Annotated in this window: 17 protein-coding genes; 6 read left to right on the forward strand and 11 right to left on the reverse strand. The window is 54.8% G+C overall.

Annotated features, from left to right (window positions below):
- Positions 1-47: 47 nt before the first annotated feature.
- The 5 genes from rbfA to rimP are packed head-to-tail and all read right to left on the reverse strand — an operon-like array spanning position 48 to position 6,047.
- Entirely contained in the window at positions 48-515 is a 468-nt protein-coding gene (gene rbfA / locus Abor_RS03100; RefSeq protein ID WP_048840374.1) for a 30S ribosome-binding factor RbfA, read from the reverse strand.
- Entirely contained in the window at positions 512-3,220 is a 2,709-nt protein-coding gene (gene infB, locus Abor_RS03105) for a translation initiation factor IF-2 (RefSeq protein WP_048840375.1), read from the reverse strand. Before infB ends, rbfA begins: the two co-directional genes overlap by 4 nt.
- The gene (locus tag Abor_RS03110; protein ID WP_048840376.1) at positions 3,217-3,870 is read right to left on the reverse strand and encodes an RNA-binding protein; all 654 of its coding nucleotides are present in this window, start codon (positions 3,868-3,870) and stop codon (positions 3,217-3,219) included. The genes infB and Abor_RS03110 overlap by 4 nt, the downstream gene beginning before the upstream one ends.
- Positions 3,871-3,899: 29 nt before the next feature.
- Complete coding sequence (gene nusA, locus Abor_RS03115; protein ID WP_048840377.1) at positions 3,900-5,432, reverse strand: transcription termination factor NusA; 1,533 nt, start codon at positions 5,430-5,432, stop codon at positions 3,900-3,902.
- Positions 5,433-5,462: 30 nt separating this feature from the next.
- Positions 5,463-6,047: a ribosome maturation factor RimP gene (gene rimP / locus Abor_RS03120; RefSeq protein WP_048840378.1), complete on the reverse strand. Its 585-nt coding sequence runs from the start codon at positions 6,045-6,047 to the stop codon at positions 5,463-5,465.
- A gap of 226 nt (positions 6,048-6,273) precedes the next feature.
- On the opposite strand from rimP, the gene Abor_RS03125 reads away from it, so the two are divergent.
- From Abor_RS03125 to Abor_RS03135, 3 genes are read left to right on the forward strand one after another with little or no spacing between them, the layout of a single operon-like run.
- Complete coding sequence (locus tag Abor_RS03125; protein WP_048840379.1) at positions 6,274-6,861, forward strand: hypothetical protein; 588 nt, start codon at positions 6,274-6,276, stop codon at positions 6,859-6,861.
- Complete coding sequence (locus Abor_RS03130) at positions 6,858-8,138, forward strand: AAA family ATPase (protein ID WP_048840380.1); 1,281 nt, start codon at positions 6,858-6,860, stop codon at positions 8,136-8,138. The genes Abor_RS03125 and Abor_RS03130 overlap by 4 nt, the downstream gene beginning before the upstream one ends.
- A gap of 11 nt (positions 8,139-8,149) precedes the next feature.
- The gene (locus Abor_RS03135) at positions 8,150-9,112 is read left to right on the forward strand and encodes a hypothetical protein (protein WP_048840381.1); all 963 of its coding nucleotides are present in this window, start codon (positions 8,150-8,152) and stop codon (positions 9,110-9,112) included.
- 160 nt (positions 9,113-9,272) lie between these two features.
- Here the strand turns inward: Abor_RS03135 and Abor_RS03140 are convergent, their stop codons facing one another.
- The 4 genes from Abor_RS03140 to acnA form a co-directional block, all read right to left on the reverse strand.
- Positions 9,273-10,172 carry a LysR family transcriptional regulator gene (locus tag Abor_RS03140; RefSeq protein ID WP_048840382.1) on the reverse strand — a complete coding sequence of 300 codons (900 nt, stop codon included), beginning with the start codon at positions 10,170-10,172 and terminating at the stop codon, positions 9,273-9,275.
- 236 nt (positions 10,173-10,408) lie between these two features.
- Complete coding sequence (locus Abor_RS03145; RefSeq protein ID WP_048840417.1) at positions 10,409-11,896, reverse strand: ABC transporter substrate-binding protein/permease; 1,488 nt, start codon at positions 11,894-11,896, stop codon at positions 10,409-10,411.
- Between the two features lie 62 nt (positions 11,897-11,958).
- Positions 11,959-12,705, reverse strand: a complete 747-nt coding sequence (locus Abor_RS03150) for an amino acid ABC transporter ATP-binding protein (protein WP_048840383.1) — start codon at positions 12,703-12,705, stop codon at positions 11,959-11,961.
- 82 nt (positions 12,706-12,787) lie between these two features.
- Entirely contained in the window at positions 12,788-15,481 is a 2,694-nt protein-coding gene (gene acnA / locus Abor_RS03155; protein WP_048840384.1) for an aconitate hydratase AcnA, read from the reverse strand.
- Positions 15,482-15,723: 242 nt separating this feature from the next.
- Here acnA and ccmA point away from each other — a divergent pair, with 242 nt between their 5' ends.
- Positions 15,724-16,461 (forward strand): heme ABC exporter ATP-binding protein CcmA, encoded by a 738-nt coding sequence (ccmA, locus tag Abor_RS03160; RefSeq protein WP_181014199.1) that lies wholly within the window; start codon positions 15,724-15,726, stop codon positions 16,459-16,461.
- Positions 16,458-17,126: a heme exporter protein CcmB gene (ccmB, locus tag Abor_RS03165; protein ID WP_048840385.1), complete on the forward strand. Its 669-nt coding sequence runs from the start codon at positions 16,458-16,460 to the stop codon at positions 17,124-17,126. Before ccmA ends, ccmB begins: the two co-directional genes overlap by 4 nt.
- Positions 17,127-17,185: 59 nt before the next feature.
- Here the strand turns inward: ccmB and Abor_RS03170 are convergent, their stop codons facing one another.
- Complete coding sequence (locus Abor_RS03170; RefSeq protein ID WP_048840386.1) at positions 17,186-18,232, reverse strand: aldo/keto reductase; 1,047 nt, start codon at positions 18,230-18,232, stop codon at positions 17,186-17,188.
- 354 nt (positions 18,233-18,586) lie between these two features.
- Between Abor_RS03170 and Abor_RS03175 the strand changes: the two genes are divergently transcribed.
- Positions 18,587-18,793 (forward strand): cold-shock protein, encoded by a 207-nt coding sequence (locus Abor_RS03175; protein ID WP_048840387.1) that lies wholly within the window; start codon positions 18,587-18,589, stop codon positions 18,791-18,793.
- A 92-nt stretch (positions 18,794-18,885) separates the two neighbouring features.
- On the opposite strand, the gene Abor_RS03180 is transcribed toward Abor_RS03175, so the two are convergent.
- Positions 18,886-19,605, reverse strand: coding sequence for a YfdX family protein (locus Abor_RS03180; protein WP_048840388.1), 720 nt, complete (start codon positions 19,603-19,605; stop codon positions 18,886-18,888).
- Positions 19,606-19,762 lie beyond the last annotated feature (157 nt).

The raw sequence follows: 19,762 nt of genomic DNA on the forward strand, positions 1-19,762 counted from the left end.
GCCCTAGGTACTGCTTGGTAAGGTAAGCGCTCTAATAAGGAAAAAACTTAGTCTTCCTCATCGTCTTCTGGCTGTGCAGCAGCAATATCTCTTTGCACATCAGGAGACTTAAGAAGCGCATCCATGTGCATGGCTTCATCAAGTGTTGTGTCTGGCTGAAAGTGCAGCTCTGGGGCCACACGCAGCCTTAGCTTATGCGACATTTGCGTGCGCAACCACGGGGCAACCCGTTTAAGGCCGGGCAGCAAAGCATCCACATCGCTACGGCCTAAACGTGCCACAAAAACCGTAGCATGCTTAAAGTCGGGTGAAAGACGTACTTCAGTAACAGTTACTGCGGTATCGGCCAACTCGGGGTCACGGAAGGTTGTGCGTGCAAAAAGCTCGGCCAAAACCCGCCTGACTTCTTCCCCCACCCGTAACTGGCGTTGAGAAGGCCCCGATGGAGAAAGACCGGCGAGATACCCCGCCGGCCCGTTCAACCCTGCCTTGCCTGATCCGTTGCGGCGGCTCATGCAGGCACCAGTTCGCTTTCGAAGCACTCAACCACGTCGCCTTCGCGCAGGTCGTTATACCCTGCAAAGGAAAGACCACATTCGTAGCCTTTAGCCACTTCTTTGACATCGTCTTTGAAGCGCTTGAGCTGGCTGAGGTCACCTTCGTGAATAACCACACCGTCACGCAGCAAGCGCACGCCACAGCCGCGTTTGACAACGCCTTCTGTGATGTAGCAACCAGCCACCTTGCCAACCTTGGTAATGTTGAACACCTGACGAATCTCGGCGTAGCCAAGGAATTTTTCGCGGTGTTTCGGAGCAATTTTGCCACGAACAAGCTGCTCAACATCATCAGTTACCTGATAGATGATTGAGTAGTAACGGATATCCACCCCTTCGCGCTGGGCGAGGGTACGTGCCTGAGACGTTGCACGCACGTTAAAGGCAATAATGACCGCGTTAGACGCCTTGGCAAGCTGCACATCACTTTCCGTGATCTGGCCAACCGTAGCGTTAAGTACGCGTACACCCACCTCTTCATGCGCCAGTTTGAGCACAGAAGCCTGAATGGCCTCAGCAGAGCCTTGAACGTCTGCCTTGATCAGAACAGCAACTTCTTTCTGCTCACCCGCCTGAATACGGGCCAACATCTGGTCAAGCGTACCACGTGCTGCAACCTGCCCTGCAACCTGATGCTCTTTCAGCTTACGCTGACGGAACTCAGAAATTTCGCGGGCACGGTTTTCGTTCTCGACCACAACAAACGGGGCACCAGCAGAGGGCACGCCTGTAAGGCCAAGAATTTCAACCGGCATAGACGGTGTTGCGTCAGAAACCTGACGGCCACGGTCATCAACCAGCGCACGCACACGGCCCCACTCAGCACCGGCAACAACAATGTCACCTTTACGCAGTGTACCTTTTTGCACCAGCACAGACGCCACAGAACCACGGCCACGGTCCAGACGGCTTTCAATCACTGCACCTTCAGCCGAACGATTCGGGTTGGCTTTCAGGTCAAGAATTTCAGCCTGGAGCAGAATGGCTTCTTCAAGTTTGTCGAGGCCTTCGCGTTTTTTGGCAGACACTTCAATGTCCTGCACATCACCGCTCAGAGATTCCACAACAATCTCGTGGTTCAGCAATTCCTGACGCACACGGTCTGGGTTGGCACCGGGTTTGTCGATTTTGTTGATGGCAACAATGATGGGCGCATCAGCAGCTTTTGCATGCTTAATGGCTTCAATTGTTTGCGGCATCACGCCATCGTCTGCGGCAACAACCAGCACAACCACGTCTGTAATAGAGGCACCACGGGCACGCATTGCCGTAAAGGCTTCATGGCCGGGTGTATCAAGGAACGTGATTTTCGCGCCAGAAGCGAGCGTTACCTGATACGCACCAATATGCTGCGTAATGCCACCAGCTTCACCCGCGGCAACGTCTGTTGTGCGCAGGGCATCAAGCAGAGAGGTTTTACCGTGGTCAACATGGCCCATAATGGTAACAACAGGAGCACGAGGCTGAAGTTCTTCAGGTTCGTCCTGCGTTCCTTCAATGCCGAGCTCAACGTCGCTTTCAGCAACACGGCGCACGCGGTGGCCGAATTCTTCAACGATCAGTTCTGCCGTATCAGCATCAATGGTCTGGGTTACCGTTGCCATCACGCCGTTTTTCATCAGCGCTTTAATGACCTCACCCTGACGGGCGGCCATACGGTTTGCCAGTTCCTGAACCGTGATGGTTTCAGGCAGCACAACGTCACGCACAACGCGCACTTGGTCTGCACGCAGGCGTTCTAGCTCAGCCTGACGGCGCTCACGCTCGCGCTGACGGCGCACAGAGGCGAGTGAACGCGTCTTGTCGTCATCACCCTCAATGGCGGCCTGCACGTCAATACGACCGGAACGACGGCCACCACCATCGCTTTTACGCGAACCCGCACTTTTACGAGGGGGCGCACCACCGCTCGGCCTACGAGCTGGGCCACCACGGCGTGGTTCTTCATCACCATCGGCTGCACGGCCACCACGCAGGCGCAGTGTTTGTGCGGCTGCACCCGGCTCTGCCGCAGCAGAAGCAGCAGCTTTAGCTTGCGGGCGTGGCGCGGCAGCTTTCAACGGCTTGGCAGGCATAATAGCCCGCTCGGCCAAAGGCTTAAGGCGGCTTACCGGCGGTGCAAGGGTTACCTCGCCCGGAATTGGCACAGCAGAAACCACCGGCCCTTTGACTTCGATCGGTTTGATGGAGTCAATGCGCGCCTTACGGTCAGCGTCTTCAGCAGCAGCTTCTTCAGCCGCGGCTGCAGCTGCAGCTTCGGCGGCGGCTTCGACTGCACGCTTTTCATCTTCTTCGCGGCGGCGTGCTTCTTCAGCAGCAGACAGGATCTGAATTTTTTCCTGTTCGCGCCGTTCGGCTTCACGCCGTTCAGCTTCTTCAGCTGCTTTTTTCTGTTCCTGCAGCACGCGCTGGCGCATTGCCAGCTCGGCGGCTGTCAGGGTACGACCTGCCCCTGCACGCCCGCCAGCACCACGGCCACCTGCCCCATTGCCAGCACCTGGGCCACGCTTTTTGCGCACCTCAACCTGCACAACCTTGGAGCGGCCATGGCTAAAACTCTGCCGCACGGACCCGGCATCAACCGTACGCCCGACGTCTGAACGCCCTGCTGGCCGAAGGGACAAACGCCCCTTGCCCTGATCCTGATCCTTGCCTTCGCTCATTGACCCGCCTGTTCAAACCCATCCGCCGGAAAGGTCCGACGAACCCGAGGGCCACCTTGGGCAACCCCCGAAAAACGCTCATTCTCGCAACATAGGCGGGACGCCAAGGCCCCCGGTACCAATGCTACGTTTACCACCCGCTCCCGCCCAAAAACCTTTGCAAGGTCTTGTACGCAAAGCGCCTCAATGACAGGGAGGTCTCTGGCACCCGACATAAGCCGATCCAGTTCTTCCCTGCTTCCATCCGATGCGTGAATGATAACGGCTGCCTTTTGGCGTGTTATCAATTCCCGCACCTTCATAAACCCGCTTACAGACTGCCCGGCACGCCGTGCCAGCCCTAAAGCCTCTATCATGCGCCGGTGCAGACCTGCTTCTACTTGCGTAGCCAGATCTTCGGGCACCTGTACCTGACACCGCGCGGCCCGTGCAAACACCCCGCGTGTGCGGGCTTGTTCTATCACATCTCGCTTGGCACTCAACCATATTCCCCGTCCGGGCAGTTTTCCATCCAGATCGGGGGTTATGACCGAGGTGGGAGAGACCACAAACCGTACCATTTCGGCTGGAATACCTTGCTGCCGTGTTACTGCACAGCGGCGCAAGGGGCCTTTTTCGGGATCGGCTTCTGGCAAAAAATCACTACCCACTTTTAAACAGCCCTTGTTAACCTTCGGGCTTACGCTCCCTCTGTTGAGGAAGACTGATCACCCTCGCCATCAAACCAGTGAGCACGTGCTGCCATAATGATTTCATTGGCAGCATCTTCCTCAATGGCATCAGTACCGAGGATTTCGACAAGCTCATCGCCAGCCAGATCAGCAAGGTCGTCAAGAGTTTTTACACCCTTTTCGCCCAAAGTCACAAGCATCTGGTTGGTAAAGACACCCATGTCCGCAATATCGTCAGACACACCCAGCTCGCGCCGTTTGGTATCCAGGTTTTCTTCCTGTTTCACCAAATAGGCTTCAGCGCGCTGTACGAGTTCACTTACCACCGATTCATCGAAACCTTCAATGCCTATCAGCTCATCGGGGTCTGCATAGGCCAATTCCTCAATGGAATGGAAGCCTTCAGTTACCAACAGGCTTGCAATCACGTCATCAACGTCCAGAGCCTCAACAAAGAGGTTGGTGCGACGACGGAATTCTTCCTGACGGCGTTCGGATTCTTCAGCTTCGGTCAGGATATCAATATCCCAACGGGTCAACTGGCTTGCAAGGCGTACGTTTTGACCGCGGCGGCCAATCGCCAGTGAAAGCTGCTCGTCTGGCACCACAACTTCAACGCGGCCAGCTTCTTCATCCATCACCACTTTGGAGACTTCAGCCGGGGCCAGTGCGTTCACCACAAAGGTTGCAGCCTGCGGGCTCCAAGGAATGATGTCGATTTTTTCGCCCTGCAATTCGGCCACAACAGCCTGCACGCGGGAGCCACGCATACCAACGCACGCCCCTACCGGGTCGATAGAAGCATCACGGGACACAACAGCCATTTTAGCGCGAGAGCCGGGGTCACGGGCCACAGCCTTGATCTCGATAATGCCGTCATAAATTTCGGGCACTTCTTGTGCAAACAGCTTTGCAAGGAAAGCAGGGTGCGTACGAGAAAGAAAAATTTGCGGGCCACGCGGCTCGTCACGTACATCATAGATGTAAGCGCGCACACGGTCAGAGTTGCGGAACGTTTCGCGGGCAATCAACTCATCGCGGCGCAGAAGTGCCTCAGCAGAGCCGATTTCAACCATCAGGTTACCGTATTCGGTACGCTTGACGGTGCCGTTCACAATTTCGCCTACGCGGTCTTTAAACTCGTTGTACTGGCGTTTGCGTTCATATTCACGCACGCGCTGCACAATAACTTGCTTGGCTGTCTGGGCTGCAATACGCCCAAAATCGATAGGCGGCAGCGGGTCAACCAGATATTCACCCGCTTTAATTTCTGGCTGAAATTTGCGCGCAATAGCCAGCGGAATCTGGGTTTCCTCGTTCTCGGCGTTTTCGACCACTTCTGTCCAGCGGGACAGGCGCACTTCACCAGTGCGACGGTCTATGGTCGCGCGAATGTCTTTTTCGTGCCCGTATTTGGCACGACCGGCCTTCTGGATAGCCTGCTCCATGGCTTCCAGCACTTCATCGCGGTCGATTCCCTTCTCGCGCGAAACAGCGTCTGCAACCAGCAGCAGTTCAGGACGGGAAACAGAGGTATCCATACTCTCAGCTCTCCAAAGCAGGCGGCTTGATCAGTGTAACTTGCGCCCGGCAGGGTTTTCTGCCCCGGCCTTGCGCTCTTCTTGGTCACCCTCGGCGGCTGGGCGGGCCATTTGGGCACTCGCCTCAATCAGGGCATCTGTCAACACCAGCCTTGCACGGCGTATTTCCGCCAGCGGCAAGACGGCCTCCGTTCCATCATCCAAGCGCATCCGTGCATTTTCAGCATCGGCACCCAGCACAACGCCCGCAAAACGGCGGCGCCCGTCAATTGGCACCAAAACCTCTGCCTTGGCCTGATGGCCTGCAAAACGGTTCCAGTCTTTTGCGCGGGTGAGTGGACGATCAATCCCGGCGGAAGACACTTCAAGTGTCCATAAACCGGGAATAGGGTCTTCCACGTCCAGCACAGCGCCAACTGCACGGCTGATACGCTCACAATCATCAACACTTATTAGGGTGCCGTCCTTACGGTCGGCCATAATCTGCACGGTTGGGCGCTCGCGCCCAAGCACCGCCACACGCACAATTTCATAGCCAAGGTCGTCCAGCGTTGGGGCTACAAGGGCCACAAGGCGGGCTTCTAGGCCGGAATGAGTAGGTAGGTCAGCGTCCAATGCAAAAAAGGCGGCCCGTCAAGGCCACCCCCCAAATTTCTGATACGATGAAAGGATGATGTTCCATGTAGGCGATACAAGGCTACGCTGCAAGGCTTGAAAATAGGCTGCTCTTATTTTTGCCCGATTCGTGAAAAAGAAATTAATACGCCACGGCCATTTTATAGCCCTACCCTGCTGTTTCAGACCTTGCACAGAGCCACCGACCTATGCCTGACTATTTGTTATGAGCACAGAGCCTGAACCCGCCTACAAACCGCAACTGAACCCAGAGGATAAACCCTCTCATTTCAGAACGGCCTGCATCATTTTAGCGACCTGCACCTTGTTGGCCGGGGCGGGTGTTCATTTTTCTGGCTTGGGGGGGCGCCTTTTAGGCGGGGCAGACACAAATGCCAGCCCTGTGGCCGATTCGGAGCAGCAACGCATAGGCGTGCAAATGTCTCTTATTGCGCCGGAAAAAGCAGCGCAGGCGCTTGCATCTTCCGGGTATTCTGAAAAAGAGCAGGCTGATATTTTGGCAGGCATTAAACGGCGTGACCTGCGCTTGGTCGCCATGCCTATTTTTGATGCAACCGGCACAGGCGGCACAGTCAGCGTGGTGTGCGGCACCACACACCGCACCGTGGCATTGCAGCCAACACCTACAGTGCTGATTTTACCAATTACAATTGCCGGAAACGTCGATATTCTACCCGTATCAGATCCAGGCGTGACAGGCATAGGAGCAGGCGTGGTCACTTTATTTGGGCCGCAGCCCCTGCCGGTCATGCATCAGGGCGAGTCTCTTGGCCTTACGGTGATTGCGCAATGAAGAGCCTACTCCCTGCTCTCAACCGGCTGATGCCGTTAATGATGGTTATCTTCTTGGTGCTGGCCAGTGTTCAAATGGCCATAAGCCTGCACCTTTCTTTCGCGTCTTTGGCGCATTTCATGGAATGGTGCGCACCGGCATGGCCCGTTATTGCTGCACTAAGCGGCCTGCTCACGCTGGGTGGCCTGCTGTTTGAAACACGCGCCGAGCGGCTTGCGCGCAAAGGTTTATTACGCCGACGGGGGTGGATGATGGATGTTCTTGCCAGACTGACTAACCGCAACGCACTGGAAGAAATGCTGGCGCGCGAACAGCGTGAAACAACAATTGACGCCGAAGAACTGGCCGCAAACCTGCGCGCCCGCGTTATTGGGCAAGACCAAGTGTGTGAAGATATTGCCCAGCAACTGCGCCGCCGCCTTGCGTTGCAGATACGCGGCAAACCCGTTGGTATTTTCTTGCTGGCAGGCCCTCCGGGCACTGGCAAAACCTATCTTGCCAAGCAAATGGCTCGCCAGCTTGAACGGCCCCTGCTGCATTTTGACATGACCCAAATGAGCAGCCCCCACGCTGCCACCCAACTTTTTGGCTCCCCCAAAGGGTATGTGGGGTCTGATACTTACGGCAAACTAACCGGCGGCTTGAAAGAAAAGCCAGATGCCGTGGTGCTGCTGGACGAAATTGAAAAAGCCCACCCCGATGTGTTCAAGAAATTCCTGACGGCATGGAACGATGGGCACATTACCGAAGCATCAACCGGGCAGCAGATTTCTACTGTACGGGCCATCTTTGTGCTGACCTCTAACATTGCAACAGATGCCCTGACCGAAATTGCCGACCGCCTGCATGACGACCCCGACCGTATGCGTGCCGAGTCGGTTGAAGCCTTGCGCCAAGCAGGCTTTGCCCCAGAAGTGCTGAACCGCCTTGACCGTATTTTTGTGTTCCGCGCTCTGAAGGGGCTAGATATTGCCCGCGTTTCTGCCCTTGAAATTGAGGCCATGATTGAAAGCTACGGCCTGAAAGTAGAAACCGGCGGTATTGACCCTGCCCTGCTGATAGACGTGATGCGCCGCCAAAGCCGTATGGGGGATGGCGCATCTGCCCGTGACCTTGTGCGCTCTATTGAGGACATGATTAGCGAATCTCTTATTGTGGCACGCCAGCAAGGGGCCTCCATGATCCGTATCATTAAAGATGATGACGGCACCATTACCGCTAAAGTGGCAGATGCTGCCGGTAGTAGTGACAGCATGCACGCCCGCCTGACACCCTGAGATTATACGCCATGTCAGCTTTTACCCGCTTATGGCGCCGTGCGCCCCTGTGGCGCACTACCCTTATTTTAACCGGGGTATGCAGCACCTTTGCCCTGTTGTTTCCTGCCCCATGGCTGGAGCGCAGCTTGCCGCTTTACCAACGCGGCACAGATAAAATTGGCCATATGTTAGGCCGGGAGAGCGCCGCCCAAAAGGCGGCCGATGCCGATAACCAAGGCCGCCGCATGGTCTCTCAACCACCGATGGATGCCCAGCTTGAAGGGGTTATCCCTTTTGCCGGGCGGCAACTGCCTCTACCCGCAGGTCATTGGCACCCTGTATTGAATTATCAGGATGACGTGGCGCATGGCGAACTTCTGACCTCGCTTTACGTGCGCTCAGAACGCGGCATGGTAACGGGCTTTATTATTGCACAGGCCACCACGCAGTCTCTGCCGTCGTCTGATACGCAAATGTGGCAGGATATGTGCCACAACACCTTTAACTTTACCGCAGGCGACCTACCCCAAGACGGCAACAGAACTGAATGCTGGATGACCGCCCCCATTAAGGTGGTCAACAACCAGTTCATAACCTCTAACCAAGCCTTGCAAGGGTTGGTGAGTAGCCCGCTGTTTATTCCGCCCGCATTGCAACGGTTGAGCATGATGGGCTTTGCCCTACCCCCTGTGCTCGTTGATGCAGGCTGGGTGCATATTGAAAAAAGCAAATCTGGCAACGGGGTAGATTTTGCCTCTGTGCATATTTTTGTAAGCCCGGCACAGGCAGGTGAACACGTAACCATACCCGGCGCACCTGAAGACTGGTCTAAACCGGGTATGAACAACTCCCCCGATGTCGCTGATTTTGTGCAACGCACCAGCTCTTGGCTACAACATTGGACACCAGAATTACGTAAAGGCTACACCGGCACGCTAGACACCACGGCATGGTCTGCCATTTTGGCAGCAGACCCCGGTTTTCATGGTTAAGGCCTAAAGCACTGACCACAGCCAAAAAAGGCGGAGCTTAATTGCCCCGCCTTTTTTAGTTTTCGTATAAACTGATGACTATAACAAACGGCTGGCCAGACGCTTGGGCCCGGCACCATGCTACCGCATAAACCTTAGGCCGCCTTGTACACTGCGGCCTTTAGCGATCTTCTTTCAAAACATCTGAAGATACTTCGATCAAGAAATCCAGCACGGTGCGCGTACGGAGTGGTAGGGTACGTGGGCCGGTATGCACTGCATAAAACGGCAGTACGGGTATTTTCCAATCTGAAAAGAGCCGTACAAGTTTGCCTGCTTTAACATCTTCCCGCACTAAAAACTCTGGTAAAAGGCCAATACCAATATCGGCCCCCACAGCGTAATAGACGGCCTCGCTGCTATTGGCCCGAAAAACCGTAGAGGGTGCAATAACGCTTTCTTCTTCCTCGCGGTAGAAGTTCCAGTCTTGGCGGCCGCCGCCATAGTTATACACAATGGCGGGGTATTCTGGCAGGTCGCGCGGGTGTTCTGGGGTGCCGCACCGTTTAAGGCAAGCCGGAGACGCTACGAGCCATTTACGTACACTGCCCAGTTTGCGGGCAATAAGTGAGCCTTCGGCTATGTCACCCACCCGCACGGCAAGATCTAGCCCTTCTTCTACCAGATCTCCAAAGGAGTCGCGCATAACCAGTTCTACAGACAGGTCTGGGTGCCGCTCAAGCAGTTCGCCTAAACGCTTGGTCAGGTACAGACCAAAAGCCGTGGTAACCCCCAACCGTACCAGGCCAGAAATAGATGCCCGCCTACGGCCCAAAACGGTCTCGGCAGTTTCAAGAATTTCCAGCACTTCGTAGGCGTGCGGTAGCAAGCTGCGGCCATCTTCGGTCATCATAAGGCTGCGGGTGGTACGCGCAAACAGCGTTGTGCCGTAATGCGCTTCCAGCAGTGCAATATGCCGCGAGATTGTTGGCTGGCTTACCCCGGTTTCACGCGAGACAGCGGAGAAAGAGCCTGTGGCCGCCACGCGGACAAAGCTATGAAGGGCTGAAAGAAGATCCATCGGTTCCGGAACGACTATGGTAAAAACTAAAAACGTGTCCTTCCGATCTTTCCAGAAGCGCACAGTGCCAGAACAGGCATGTTATACGGTACGCACCTTTTAGACCTGACAGACTTTTAAAGCAGCAACAGACGTTACTTTTGTCTTATCTGACTCAAGGCCCGCAGGCGCACAAGGCACACGAACACTGCTCCGCCATGCCGTTTATGCATCAGAGCGGCGCTGCGTGCCCAACTTTATTCTCTGCGCGTATGGGGTTGAGCCAGCCTTTTTTCAGCCATACGGGCCAACCGCACAAAAGGCAGACCAATTAACAAATACGCCCCGCCCACCATCAGGCCCGTTCCAAAATAGTCAAAATAGGTAGATGACAGCCGGATATACGTTTGGGTTAGCTCTGTCAGGGTAATAACGCTGACCAAGGACGAGTCTTTGAGCAACGAGATGAAGTCGTTGGTCATAACTGGCATCACCAGCCGGAAGGCCTGCGGCACAACCACAAAACGCAATGCCTGAAAGTGCGTCATGTTCAGCGCAAGGGCGGCTTCCATTTGCCCACGCGCAACGGACTGCAACCCTGCACGATAATTTTCAGCTTCGTAGGCGGCATAATTCATGCCCAAACCAATAACACCCGCCAAAAACGGCCCTAAATTAATGCCAAATTGCGGTAGACCATAAAAAATAAACAAGATTTGGATAAGCAGCGGTGTGCCACGCACAATCTCAACATACAGGGCTGCAAGCGACACTGCCCATTTAGGGCCGTACATACGCACCAACGCTAAGGCTAAGCCCAGCGCCACAGCCAACACCATAGCACAAAGCGACACCAGCAAGGTGAGCACCGCACCTTTTGCCAGCAGGGGCAAAAAGCCAACATACTGCCAAAACCGTACCTGCCAGCCAGAGGCTTCGTGCACGGAATCTGCATAATGCTGCCACTCTGTAGGGGCTATGTCTGGCTGGGTTGTGTCTTTGGTAAACGCCACCATTTCTGGCGACCACAGGTGCCAGCGGGCCAAAATGCGGTGCAGGCTGCCATCGGCGCGCATTTGCTCCAATGCAGCATTAACCTGCTGCTTAAGCACCGCATTTTGCCCTTTACCAAACGCAATACCGTAAGACACACGGCCAATTGGGGGGCCAACCACCTCAAGCGCTGGGTTGGTGCCGCCGTAATATTGGGCAATGGGGCCATCTATCAGCACGGCATCTGTGCGACCATTCACCAGATCCATGAAGACATTGCTCTCTTCATCGTAAGTGCGTACCCGCACATCTGGGTAGTCAGCCAAAATACGCTCGGCCTGAGTGGCTTTTATGGTGCCAACCGTATGCCCTTTAAGGTCTGTAATGCTCTCAAACGGCGCACTGCCTTTACGTACCACCAAACGCTCTGCGGTAACGTAATAGGGGTCGCTAAAATCTATGCCCTGTGCGTGTTCGGGCGTAATTTCAATGCCGCATATAACAAGGTCATACAGGCCACGTTGCAGGCCGGGAATAAGGCCGTCCCAGTCGTTTTGTACAAACTGTGTGGGGCGTTGCAGGTGCCGGCCAAGCTCCTGCATAAGGTCGTATTCATACCCCGTTAAGCGCGACTGGTCTTTGGGATCATGAAACGTATAGGGCACATCAGCCGAGGCATCAGCCGCCCAGCGTAACACCTGCGCCGACGCAGCAGGGGTACCGCCATATAAGCCGCATACCAAAACCGCCAGAACACCCAAAAACCAAACCCGTGTTGCAAAAGCACGCGCCACGGAACGCTTCAGGCCATCTCTCACAAAACTGTCCTTAAAAAACGCCGTGTTCGGTCATCAACCGGGTTAACACACAGGGTTTCTGGCGGGCCGGCCTCAATAACATGCCCCCCATCCATATACACAATATGGTCTGACGCCACTTGGGCAAAGCGCATGTCGTGTGTGACCACAATTTGGGTCATGCCTTCATCATCGAGCGTGCGCATAACATTAAGCACTTCTTCTGCCACTATGGGGTCTAGGGCAGAGGTTGGCTCGTCGTACAACATAATTTCGGGGCGCATGGCCAACGCACGGGCAATGGCCGCACGCTGCTGCTGCCCACCAGAGAGAGAGACGGGGTAGCGTTGCGCCACACGCCCAAGGCCCACTTTTTCAAGCAGGGCCATGGCTTCATCACGCTCGGTCTGGCTGTGCTCACCTTTTACCACGCGGGGGCCAAGCAACACGTTATCCAGCACGCTTAAATGCGGAAACAGGTTAAAGCTCTGAAACACCATGCCCACATGGGTACGAAGCTTATGGGCCATATGTTCATCGGCACGGCGCCACGGGCCACCTTGGCGGTCTATGGTAACGCCCATGGCCGTTATGGTGCCACGGTCTGGAATTTCTAGAAAATTCATGCAGCGCAAAAAGGTGGATTTACCACACCCTGATGGGCCGATGATGGATATGAGTTCGCCCTTACGCACTTCCAGAGAAACGCCGCTTAAAATGGCGCCTTCTCCAAAACTTTTGTGCACATTTTGTGCACTCAGCACAACAGGGTCTTCTTTTACGCAAAAAGCCGACCCGGTGTTTACCGGGTCGGCACTGTCATGTTCGTTAAGAACAGAACGGTTTTCAGGCAGCTTTAGTCATCCCGCGCAAAACATACTGGAGAATGCCACCATGCCGGTAATATTCTACTTCGTCCAGTGTATCGACACGGCAAAGAAGCGGAACATCCTGCGTAGAACCGTCATGACGCGTAATTGTCATAATTACGTCCATGCGCGGCGTGATTTTTTCCAGACCTTTAATGGTAATGGTTTCATCACCACGCAGGTTGAGTGTTTTACGGGTTGTCCCTTCTTTGAAGAGCAGAGGCAGCACGCCCATGCCAACAAGGTTGGAACGGTGAATACGCTCAAAGCTTTCTGCAACAACGGCTTTAATACCAAGCAGCAGGGTGCCTTTAGCAGCCCAGTCGCGTGATGAGCCCATGCCGTATTCTTTGCCACCAAAAACTACCAGCGGCGTACCTTCTTTCTGGTACTGCATGGAGACATCGTAAATGAAGCCTTCCTTGCCGTCTGGGTAATGTTTGGACAGGCCACCTTCTGTACCCGGCAGCATTTCGTTTTTGATGCGGATATTAGCAAAGGTACCACGCACCATCACGCGGTCGTTCCCGCGGCGTGAGCCGTAGGAGTTAAAGTCGCGTGGTTCAACGCCGTTTTCAATCAGGTAATGCCCAGCAGGGGAGTCCTTCTTGATCGCACCGGCGGGTGAGATATGGTCTGTGGTAATGTTGTCGCCCAAAATGGCCAGAATACGGGCATTTTCAATACCACCACGCGGGGTTGGTTCTGGCGTGATGTCTTTGAAGTAAGGTGGGTCTTGCACGTAGGTAGACTTAGGGTCCCACGTGTAGGTTTCAGACCCTGTAGCAACCTTAAGGTCTTGCCACTCTTTGGTGCCTTTTGCCACGTTCTTGTAGCGATTGATAAACTCTTCGCGGTTGATGGAAGAGCCAATCAGGTCAGCAATTTCCTTATTGGTGGGCCAGATATCTTTTAGGTAAACCGGCTTGCCGTCTTTAGACGTACCAATTTGGTCTTTGGTGATGTCTTTGCGCATGGTGCCGAGCAGAGAGTACGCAACCACCAGCGGCGGGCTTGCCAGATAGTTGGCACGCACGTTGGGGGAAATACGCCCTTCAAAGTTACGGTTACCAGACAGAACAGACACCGCGACCAGATCGTTATTTTCAATCGCGTCTACAATGTGAGACGGCAGCGGGCCAGAGTTACCAATGCAGGTTGTGCAGCCATACCCAACGGTCTGGAAACCCAGTGCATCAAGGTCTTCTGTCAATTTAGCGCGGTTAAGATAGTCTGTTACCACCTGAGAGCCAGGCGCCAGAGAGGTTTTAACCCAAGGCTTAGGCGTAAGGCCCAGTGCGCGGGCTTTGCGGGCCACAAGACCAGCAGCAATCAGCACAGCAGGGTTAGAGGTATTGGTGCAAGACGTAATGGCCGCAATAACAATGTCACCCTGACCAATTTCGTAATTGGTACCAGCAACCGGCACTTTTTTGTCGGCGTCGTTAGCGGGCACACCCAAAGAGGTGGTGAGTTCTTTTTCGAAAGCGGTTTTAGCTTCGGTCAGAACAACACGGTCTTGTGGGCGTTTAGGGCCAGAAATAGACGGTACAACCGTGCTCAGGTCGAGTTCGAGCACGTCTGTAAACACGGGTTCTGGTGTTTCAGCGGTGCGGAACATGTCCTGCGCGCGCAAATATTCTTCTGTCAGCTTAATGCGATGTTCGTCACGGCCGGTTTCACGCAGGTAATCAAGGGTTAGCGTGTCAACGGGGAAGAAGCCACAGGTTGCGCCGTATTCAGGTGCCATGTTGGCAATGGTTGCGCGGTCGGCCACGGGCAGGTGGTCAAGGGCTGGGCCAAAGAACTCAACAAATTTACCCACAACGCCTTTTTTACGCAGCATCTGGGTTACGGTCAGCACCAGGTCAGTGGCTGTAGCGCCTTCTGGCAGTTTGCCGGTTAGCTTAAAGCCAATCACGTCTGGAATAAGCATGGCAATGGGCTGGCCCAGCATTGCGGCTTCTGCCTCAATACCACCAACGCCCCAACCCAGAACGCCCAGACCATTGATCATGGTGGTGTGGCTGTCTGTGCCGTACAGAGAATCGGGGTAGACATAGTCTTTCCCGGCTACGTTGGCTGTCCAGGCAACCTGCGCAATGTATTCAAGATTTACTTGGTGGCAGATACCCGTATCTGGCGGCACAACAGAGAAGTTTTCAAAGGCTTCCTGGCCCCAGCGCAAAAAGGCATAACGCTCAGCGTTGCGCTCAAATTCCAGCGTAATGTTTTTTTGCAGGGCATCGGCTGAGCCATACACGTCAACCATTACGGAGTGGTCGATCACGAGGTTGACCGGCACCAGCGGGTTAACTTTTTGTGGGTCGCCTTTCAGCTTCACAATCCCATCACGCATGGCGGCAAGGTCAACCACGGCAGGAACACCGGTGAAATCTTGCATCAGAATGCGAGAGGGTTTGAAAGGCACCTCTTTGGTGCTGCTACCCTGTGGCAGCCAGCCAGCAATGGCTTTAGCGTCATCAACGCTGTAAGAACGTCCGTCTTCAAAACGCAGGACGTTTTCAAGAAGCACTTTCAACGAAACCGGCAGGCGGCTCACGTCGCCAATGGTCTTAGCCGCTTCTGGAATAGAAAAATAGTGATAGGCCTTGCCATCCACATTCAGTGTGCGGCCTGTTTTCAGTGAATCGTGCCCAACCGTCTTCATATACTCTTCTCCCCGATCACAGCCCATGGCTGGTGATACGTTCCGGAAGCCGACATACCGCATGGTACCGCGCTATACGCTCACCCATCTCTTTTGGGTGCCCGGCTTGATATCCCGTTGGCGGTAGAACATACCGGCACTCTGGTAAGGCACAAGCGGGCACGTGACCACGAGCGCGCGAGCAGCCCCGTTTTCGTGGGTTTTGACAGGTAACATTAAGGAGAACTCCTATCTCCGAGTCTTTGTTTACTCCCGAACAGGGGGAAGATGGCCCAGCACCTCTTTCTTCTGCTCCACCTTGTACCGCCCTGCTTGCGGCAGAGTCTTTGCGTGTTTTTCGCGGAGACAGGCTGGTACTCAACGAGATTAGCCTCACACTTTGCGCGGGTGAGGCCATGCTGCTGACCGGGCCTAACGGTGCGGGCAAGTCTACCTTATTGCGGGTTTTAGCAGGCCTACGGCGGCCAGATGCCGGTGCTTTGCTGTGGTGCGGCACACCCATAGCCGAAGATACCGCCGCGCATGCCAGCCGTGTTGCCTATCTTGGCCACCAAGATGCATTAAAGCCCAGCCTGAGCGTGCGCGAAAACCTAAGCCTGTTTTTAACCCCAACAGGCCCCACACTGACCCAAGCCCTAAGTGCTGTTGACCTGCTGGATTTAGCAGACCTACCCGCCCGCCTCCTATCTGCCGGGCAAAAACGCCGGGCCGCCTTAGCCCGTGTGTTGTTAGCCAATGCCCCTTTATGGTTGCTAGATGAGCCGAGTCTGGGGTTAGACGCCAACGCTATTACCCTTTTGGGCCACGCTATTACCCAGCACCGCGCACAAGGGGGCATGGTTATTGCCACAACCCATGTGCCGCTCCCGCTTGAAGCAGTACGCCACTTGGCCCTGCCCGCCACACCAGAGCACCTTGCCCCCCTGTGGGACGATCTGGCCGATGACACATGGCCCGACCAAACAGGAGCCACGGCATGACCCGACTCTTCTGCGCTATTGTGTTAAGAGACCTGAAATTAGCCCTCCGGCATGGGGCAGACACGCTCGGAGCTGTGCTCTTTTTTATTCTCACAGGCACATTGTTTCCGTTAGCTCTTGGCCCATCGCCTGAATTGCTGCGCCACATGGCACCCGGTATTATTTGGGTGTGCGCGTTGCTTGCAGCCCTACTGCCGCTCGACCGGCTATTTGGTGCCGAGCTGGAAGATGGCTCACTCGACCAGCTCTTGCTTTTAGGCCTGCCCGCCCCGCTTGTGGCACTGGCAAAAATGACCGCGCATTGGCTTACTACTGGCCTGCCGCTTTTAATTGCAGCCATACCTTTGGCCATTATGTTGGGCCTACCCGCAGGCAGCTTGCCGATTCTGCTGGCAGGTTTGCTGCTTGGCTCCATGGTGTTGTCTTTAACAGGGGGGATGGGGGCCTCTATTGTGCTGGGCGCACGGCGGGGTGGGGTGTTGCTGCCCCTTTTGGTGCTGCCCCTTATTACCCCGGCTCTTATTTTTGGCGCGGCCGCCATTGATGCCGCAAGCACCGGCCTACCATGGGGGCCAGACCTAGAACTGCTTGGGGCCTTTTTGGCAGGTGCCCTACCCCTCTGCCCCTTGGCAGCGGGTGCAGGCCTACGCGCTGCGGTTGAGTAACCTCTGGTATAAAAGGCGGCAGCATTTTAAGCCTGCCGCCCCTACCCGGTAGTAGCCCCTTACGGAGCAGGGTTAGAATGCACCTGATGAATAGCGTTTATCTGCGCTTCCAATTCAGGCGTAATCTGTACGTCTGAAGCACCTAAAATAGTACCAAGCTGCTCTGTACTGGTGGCACCAATAATGTTGGAGGTTACAAAGGGGCGGGTTGTTACAAAGGCTATGGCCAGTTGTACCGGGTCTATGCCGTGCTCATGCGCCAGTGCGTGGTAGGCTTTAATAGCGTCATCTACCCCCGGTTTTTGGTAACGCTGGCCACGGTCAAACAAGGTGCTTCTGGCCCCTGCCGGGCGGGCGCCATTCAGGTATTTACCTGTTAGGTAGCCTTGCGCCAAAGGTGAGTAAGCCAAAAGCCCCACTTTTTCCCGCAAGGCCATTTCAGCCAGCCCTATTTCAAAGGTACGGTTTATGAGGTTGTACGCATTTTGAATGGAAGCGACTCGTGGCGCGCCCTCACGCGCACAGGCCAGACTTTTAGCCACACCCCATGCGGTTTCGTTCGATAACCCAACATGGCGAATTTTGCCTTCTGCCACCAAGTCACCCAGTACGCCGAGTGTTTCTTCCAACGGCACCTCATCTGCCGTTGAAACAGTGCTGAAGGTTGTCCCGCCTTCACCAAACAACCCTAATTTCCGGTCTGGCCAGTGCAGTTGGTACAGATCAAGGTAGTCTGTGCCCAAGCGCTGTAGCGAGCCTTCAAGAGCGTAACGGATCTGGCGCGGGGTTAGGCGTGTTTCCTCCCCACCCGGCCTAAACCATGGTGATGTGCCACGCCCAACAACCTTGCTGGCCAAAATAATTTTGTCGCGCCCACCACGGGCTTTAAGCCAACTGCCAATAATCCGCTCTGTCGCCCCATAGGTCTCGGCTTTGGGGGGAATGGAATAAAGTTCAGCCGTATCAATAAAATTAATGCCGTTGGCCAAGGCCATATCAAGCTGGGCGTGCCCCTCGGCCTCGGTATTTTGTTGGCCAAAGGTCATGGTGCCAAGGCAGATTTCGCTTACCATAAGGCCTGTACGGCCGAGTTCTCGTTTTTCCATTCCCAAACACCTGCATCGTCGTTAAACACTAAAAAGCCCGCACACGCGCCCCATAAGGCATGTGTGCGCTCAAGCACTCTGCCCAATGTTGGGGCACGCAGGCCCACGCACAAGGCAAGCTAACTTTACAGTTTGGCAAGTATAACATGGCGCACCATGCCCCACCCCAAATGCCACGCTACCTTTTATGTGGTGCTTAGCCCTTGCATTCAGGGCTAAGCAGGCGCATGTCTTGCCCAGCGGATGCTTTTATTCCGAGTGCTGGGCGCATGTTGCGCCCCTTCTCTCCTTAAAAGTTATGATTTCGTGTGTGTTTTGTGCACGACCGCGGTTTAGTAAGAAGGGAGCCTTGTTATGGCAACAGGCACCGTAAAATGGTTCAACCCCACAAAGGGTTTCGGTTTCATTCAGCCAGATGACGGCGGGGCAGATGCGTTCGTTCACATCTCCGAACTTGAACGCGCAGGCATGCACACCCTCAATGAAGGGCAGCAGGTTTCCTATGAGTTGGAAGCTGGCCGTAACGGCAAAAAGTCTGCGGTTGCTCTCAAAGCCATTTAAGGTCTGTTAAAGACCTGCTTTGAGACACCACTGACTACGGAAAAAGCCGCCTTTTGGGCGGCTTTTTCTTTACAAACTCTTGAACCAAAACTTTATTTTTTAGCACCAGCCTGCTGGCTGCCCCCTTGAATATCAACCGATGCATACCGCACGGAGTTTTCTACCGCACGCAATGCCTCGCTCGCTTTGTAAGGGTTGCTTTTAATAAATTGTGCAGCCTTTTTCAGGTTGGCCCGTGCCTGCTCTAGCGGTACTGCCGCCACAACATAATCTGCATCAACATTGGCAATACGCAGCACGTCTGACGCACGGCTGGCATCACCCGCCCGCAGGTGGCGGTTGGCCGCAGCCAAAGCTGCCGTTTTTTCTGAAGAAGCCTGTACTGTTTCGTCCAACACCAGTTCACCATCTATGGGTAGCCATGCCACTTGCGGGCCTGCGGCAGGGGCTGGCCTTACTGGCTGTTGGTGCGCTTTGCTTGGCATAAGCTCTTCTTGAGCTTTTTGAAACGCCGTGTTGTCTGCCCGTGCGCGCTCAAGGGCCTGTTGTGCGTCTGTTATCAGCTTTTGTGCGCCGTCTAGGTCACCATCAAAAATAGCGTTGCGGGCCAGTGTCAATTCTTCAAACGCCGTATTGCCATCTACCGAAAGCCGACCGAAATCTTGCGCGGCTGTATCTGCCAGTTGCGCTGTTGCAGCGGCTGCACCCTGCGCCGCTTGTGCACTAGCTGGCGTTACAGCGGGTACATCAGCCCATGCCGGAACCGCCGCAGATGCCAGCAGAACAGACAGCACTAAACCTGTTTTTTTCATGAAAAACCTCCAACTTTTTTGTGCAAATGCACACACGTATGGAGGCACTTTAAGCCGCAGCACTACCAAGCAAAGGCAGCACAACACAAAGCAGGACTGACAAAAGCCAGCCCTGCCTGCATAGTCTTTAAAAACGTATTATATCAATGCCTTAGAG

This window comes from Acetobacter orientalis (genome assembly GCF_000963965.1).
Classification (GTDB): Bacteria; Pseudomonadota; Alphaproteobacteria; order Acetobacterales; family Acetobacteraceae; genus Acetobacter; species Acetobacter orientalis.

Excerpts from the sequence above, each read along its gene's own strand:
- rbfA (WP_048840374.1), bottom strand. The coding sequence starts at position 515 with ATGAGCCGCCGCAACGGATCAGGCAAGGCAGGGTTGAACGGGCCGGCG.
- infB (WP_048840375.1), bottom strand. The coding sequence starts at position 3,220 with ATGAGCGAAGGCAAGGATCAGGATCAGGGCAAGGGGCGTTTGTCCCTT.
- nusA (WP_048840377.1), bottom strand. The coding sequence starts at position 5,432 with ATGGATACCTCTGTTTCCCGTCCTGAACTGCTGCTGGTTGCAGACGCT.
- Abor_RS03125 (WP_048840379.1), top strand. The coding sequence starts at position 6,274 with ATGAGCACAGAGCCTGAACCCGCCTACAAACCGCAACTGAACCCAGAG.
- Abor_RS03130 (WP_048840380.1), top strand. The coding sequence starts at position 6,858 with ATGAAGAGCCTACTCCCTGCTCTCAACCGGCTGATGCCGTTAATGATG.
- Abor_RS03135 (WP_048840381.1), top strand. The coding sequence starts at position 8,150 with ATGTCAGCTTTTACCCGCTTATGGCGCCGTGCGCCCCTGTGGCGCACT.
- Abor_RS03140 (WP_048840382.1), bottom strand. The coding sequence starts at position 10,172 with ATGGATCTTCTTTCAGCCCTTCATAGCTTTGTCCGCGTGGCGGCCACA.
- acnA (WP_048840384.1), bottom strand. The coding sequence starts at position 15,481 with ATGAAGACGGTTGGGCACGATTCACTGAAAACAGGCCGCACACTGAAT.
- ccmB (WP_048840385.1), top strand. The coding sequence starts at position 16,458 with ATGACCCGACTCTTCTGCGCTATTGTGTTAAGAGACCTGAAATTAGCC.
- Abor_RS03170 (WP_048840386.1), bottom strand. The coding sequence starts at position 18,232 with ATGGAAAAACGAGAACTCGGCCGTACAGGCCTTATGGTAAGCGAAATC.
- Abor_RS03175 (WP_048840387.1), top strand. The coding sequence starts at position 18,587 with ATGGCAACAGGCACCGTAAAATGGTTCAACCCCACAAAGGGTTTCGGT.
- Abor_RS03180 (WP_048840388.1), bottom strand. The coding sequence starts at position 19,605 with ATGAAAAAAACAGGTTTAGTGCTGTCTGTTCTGCTGGCATCTGCGGCG.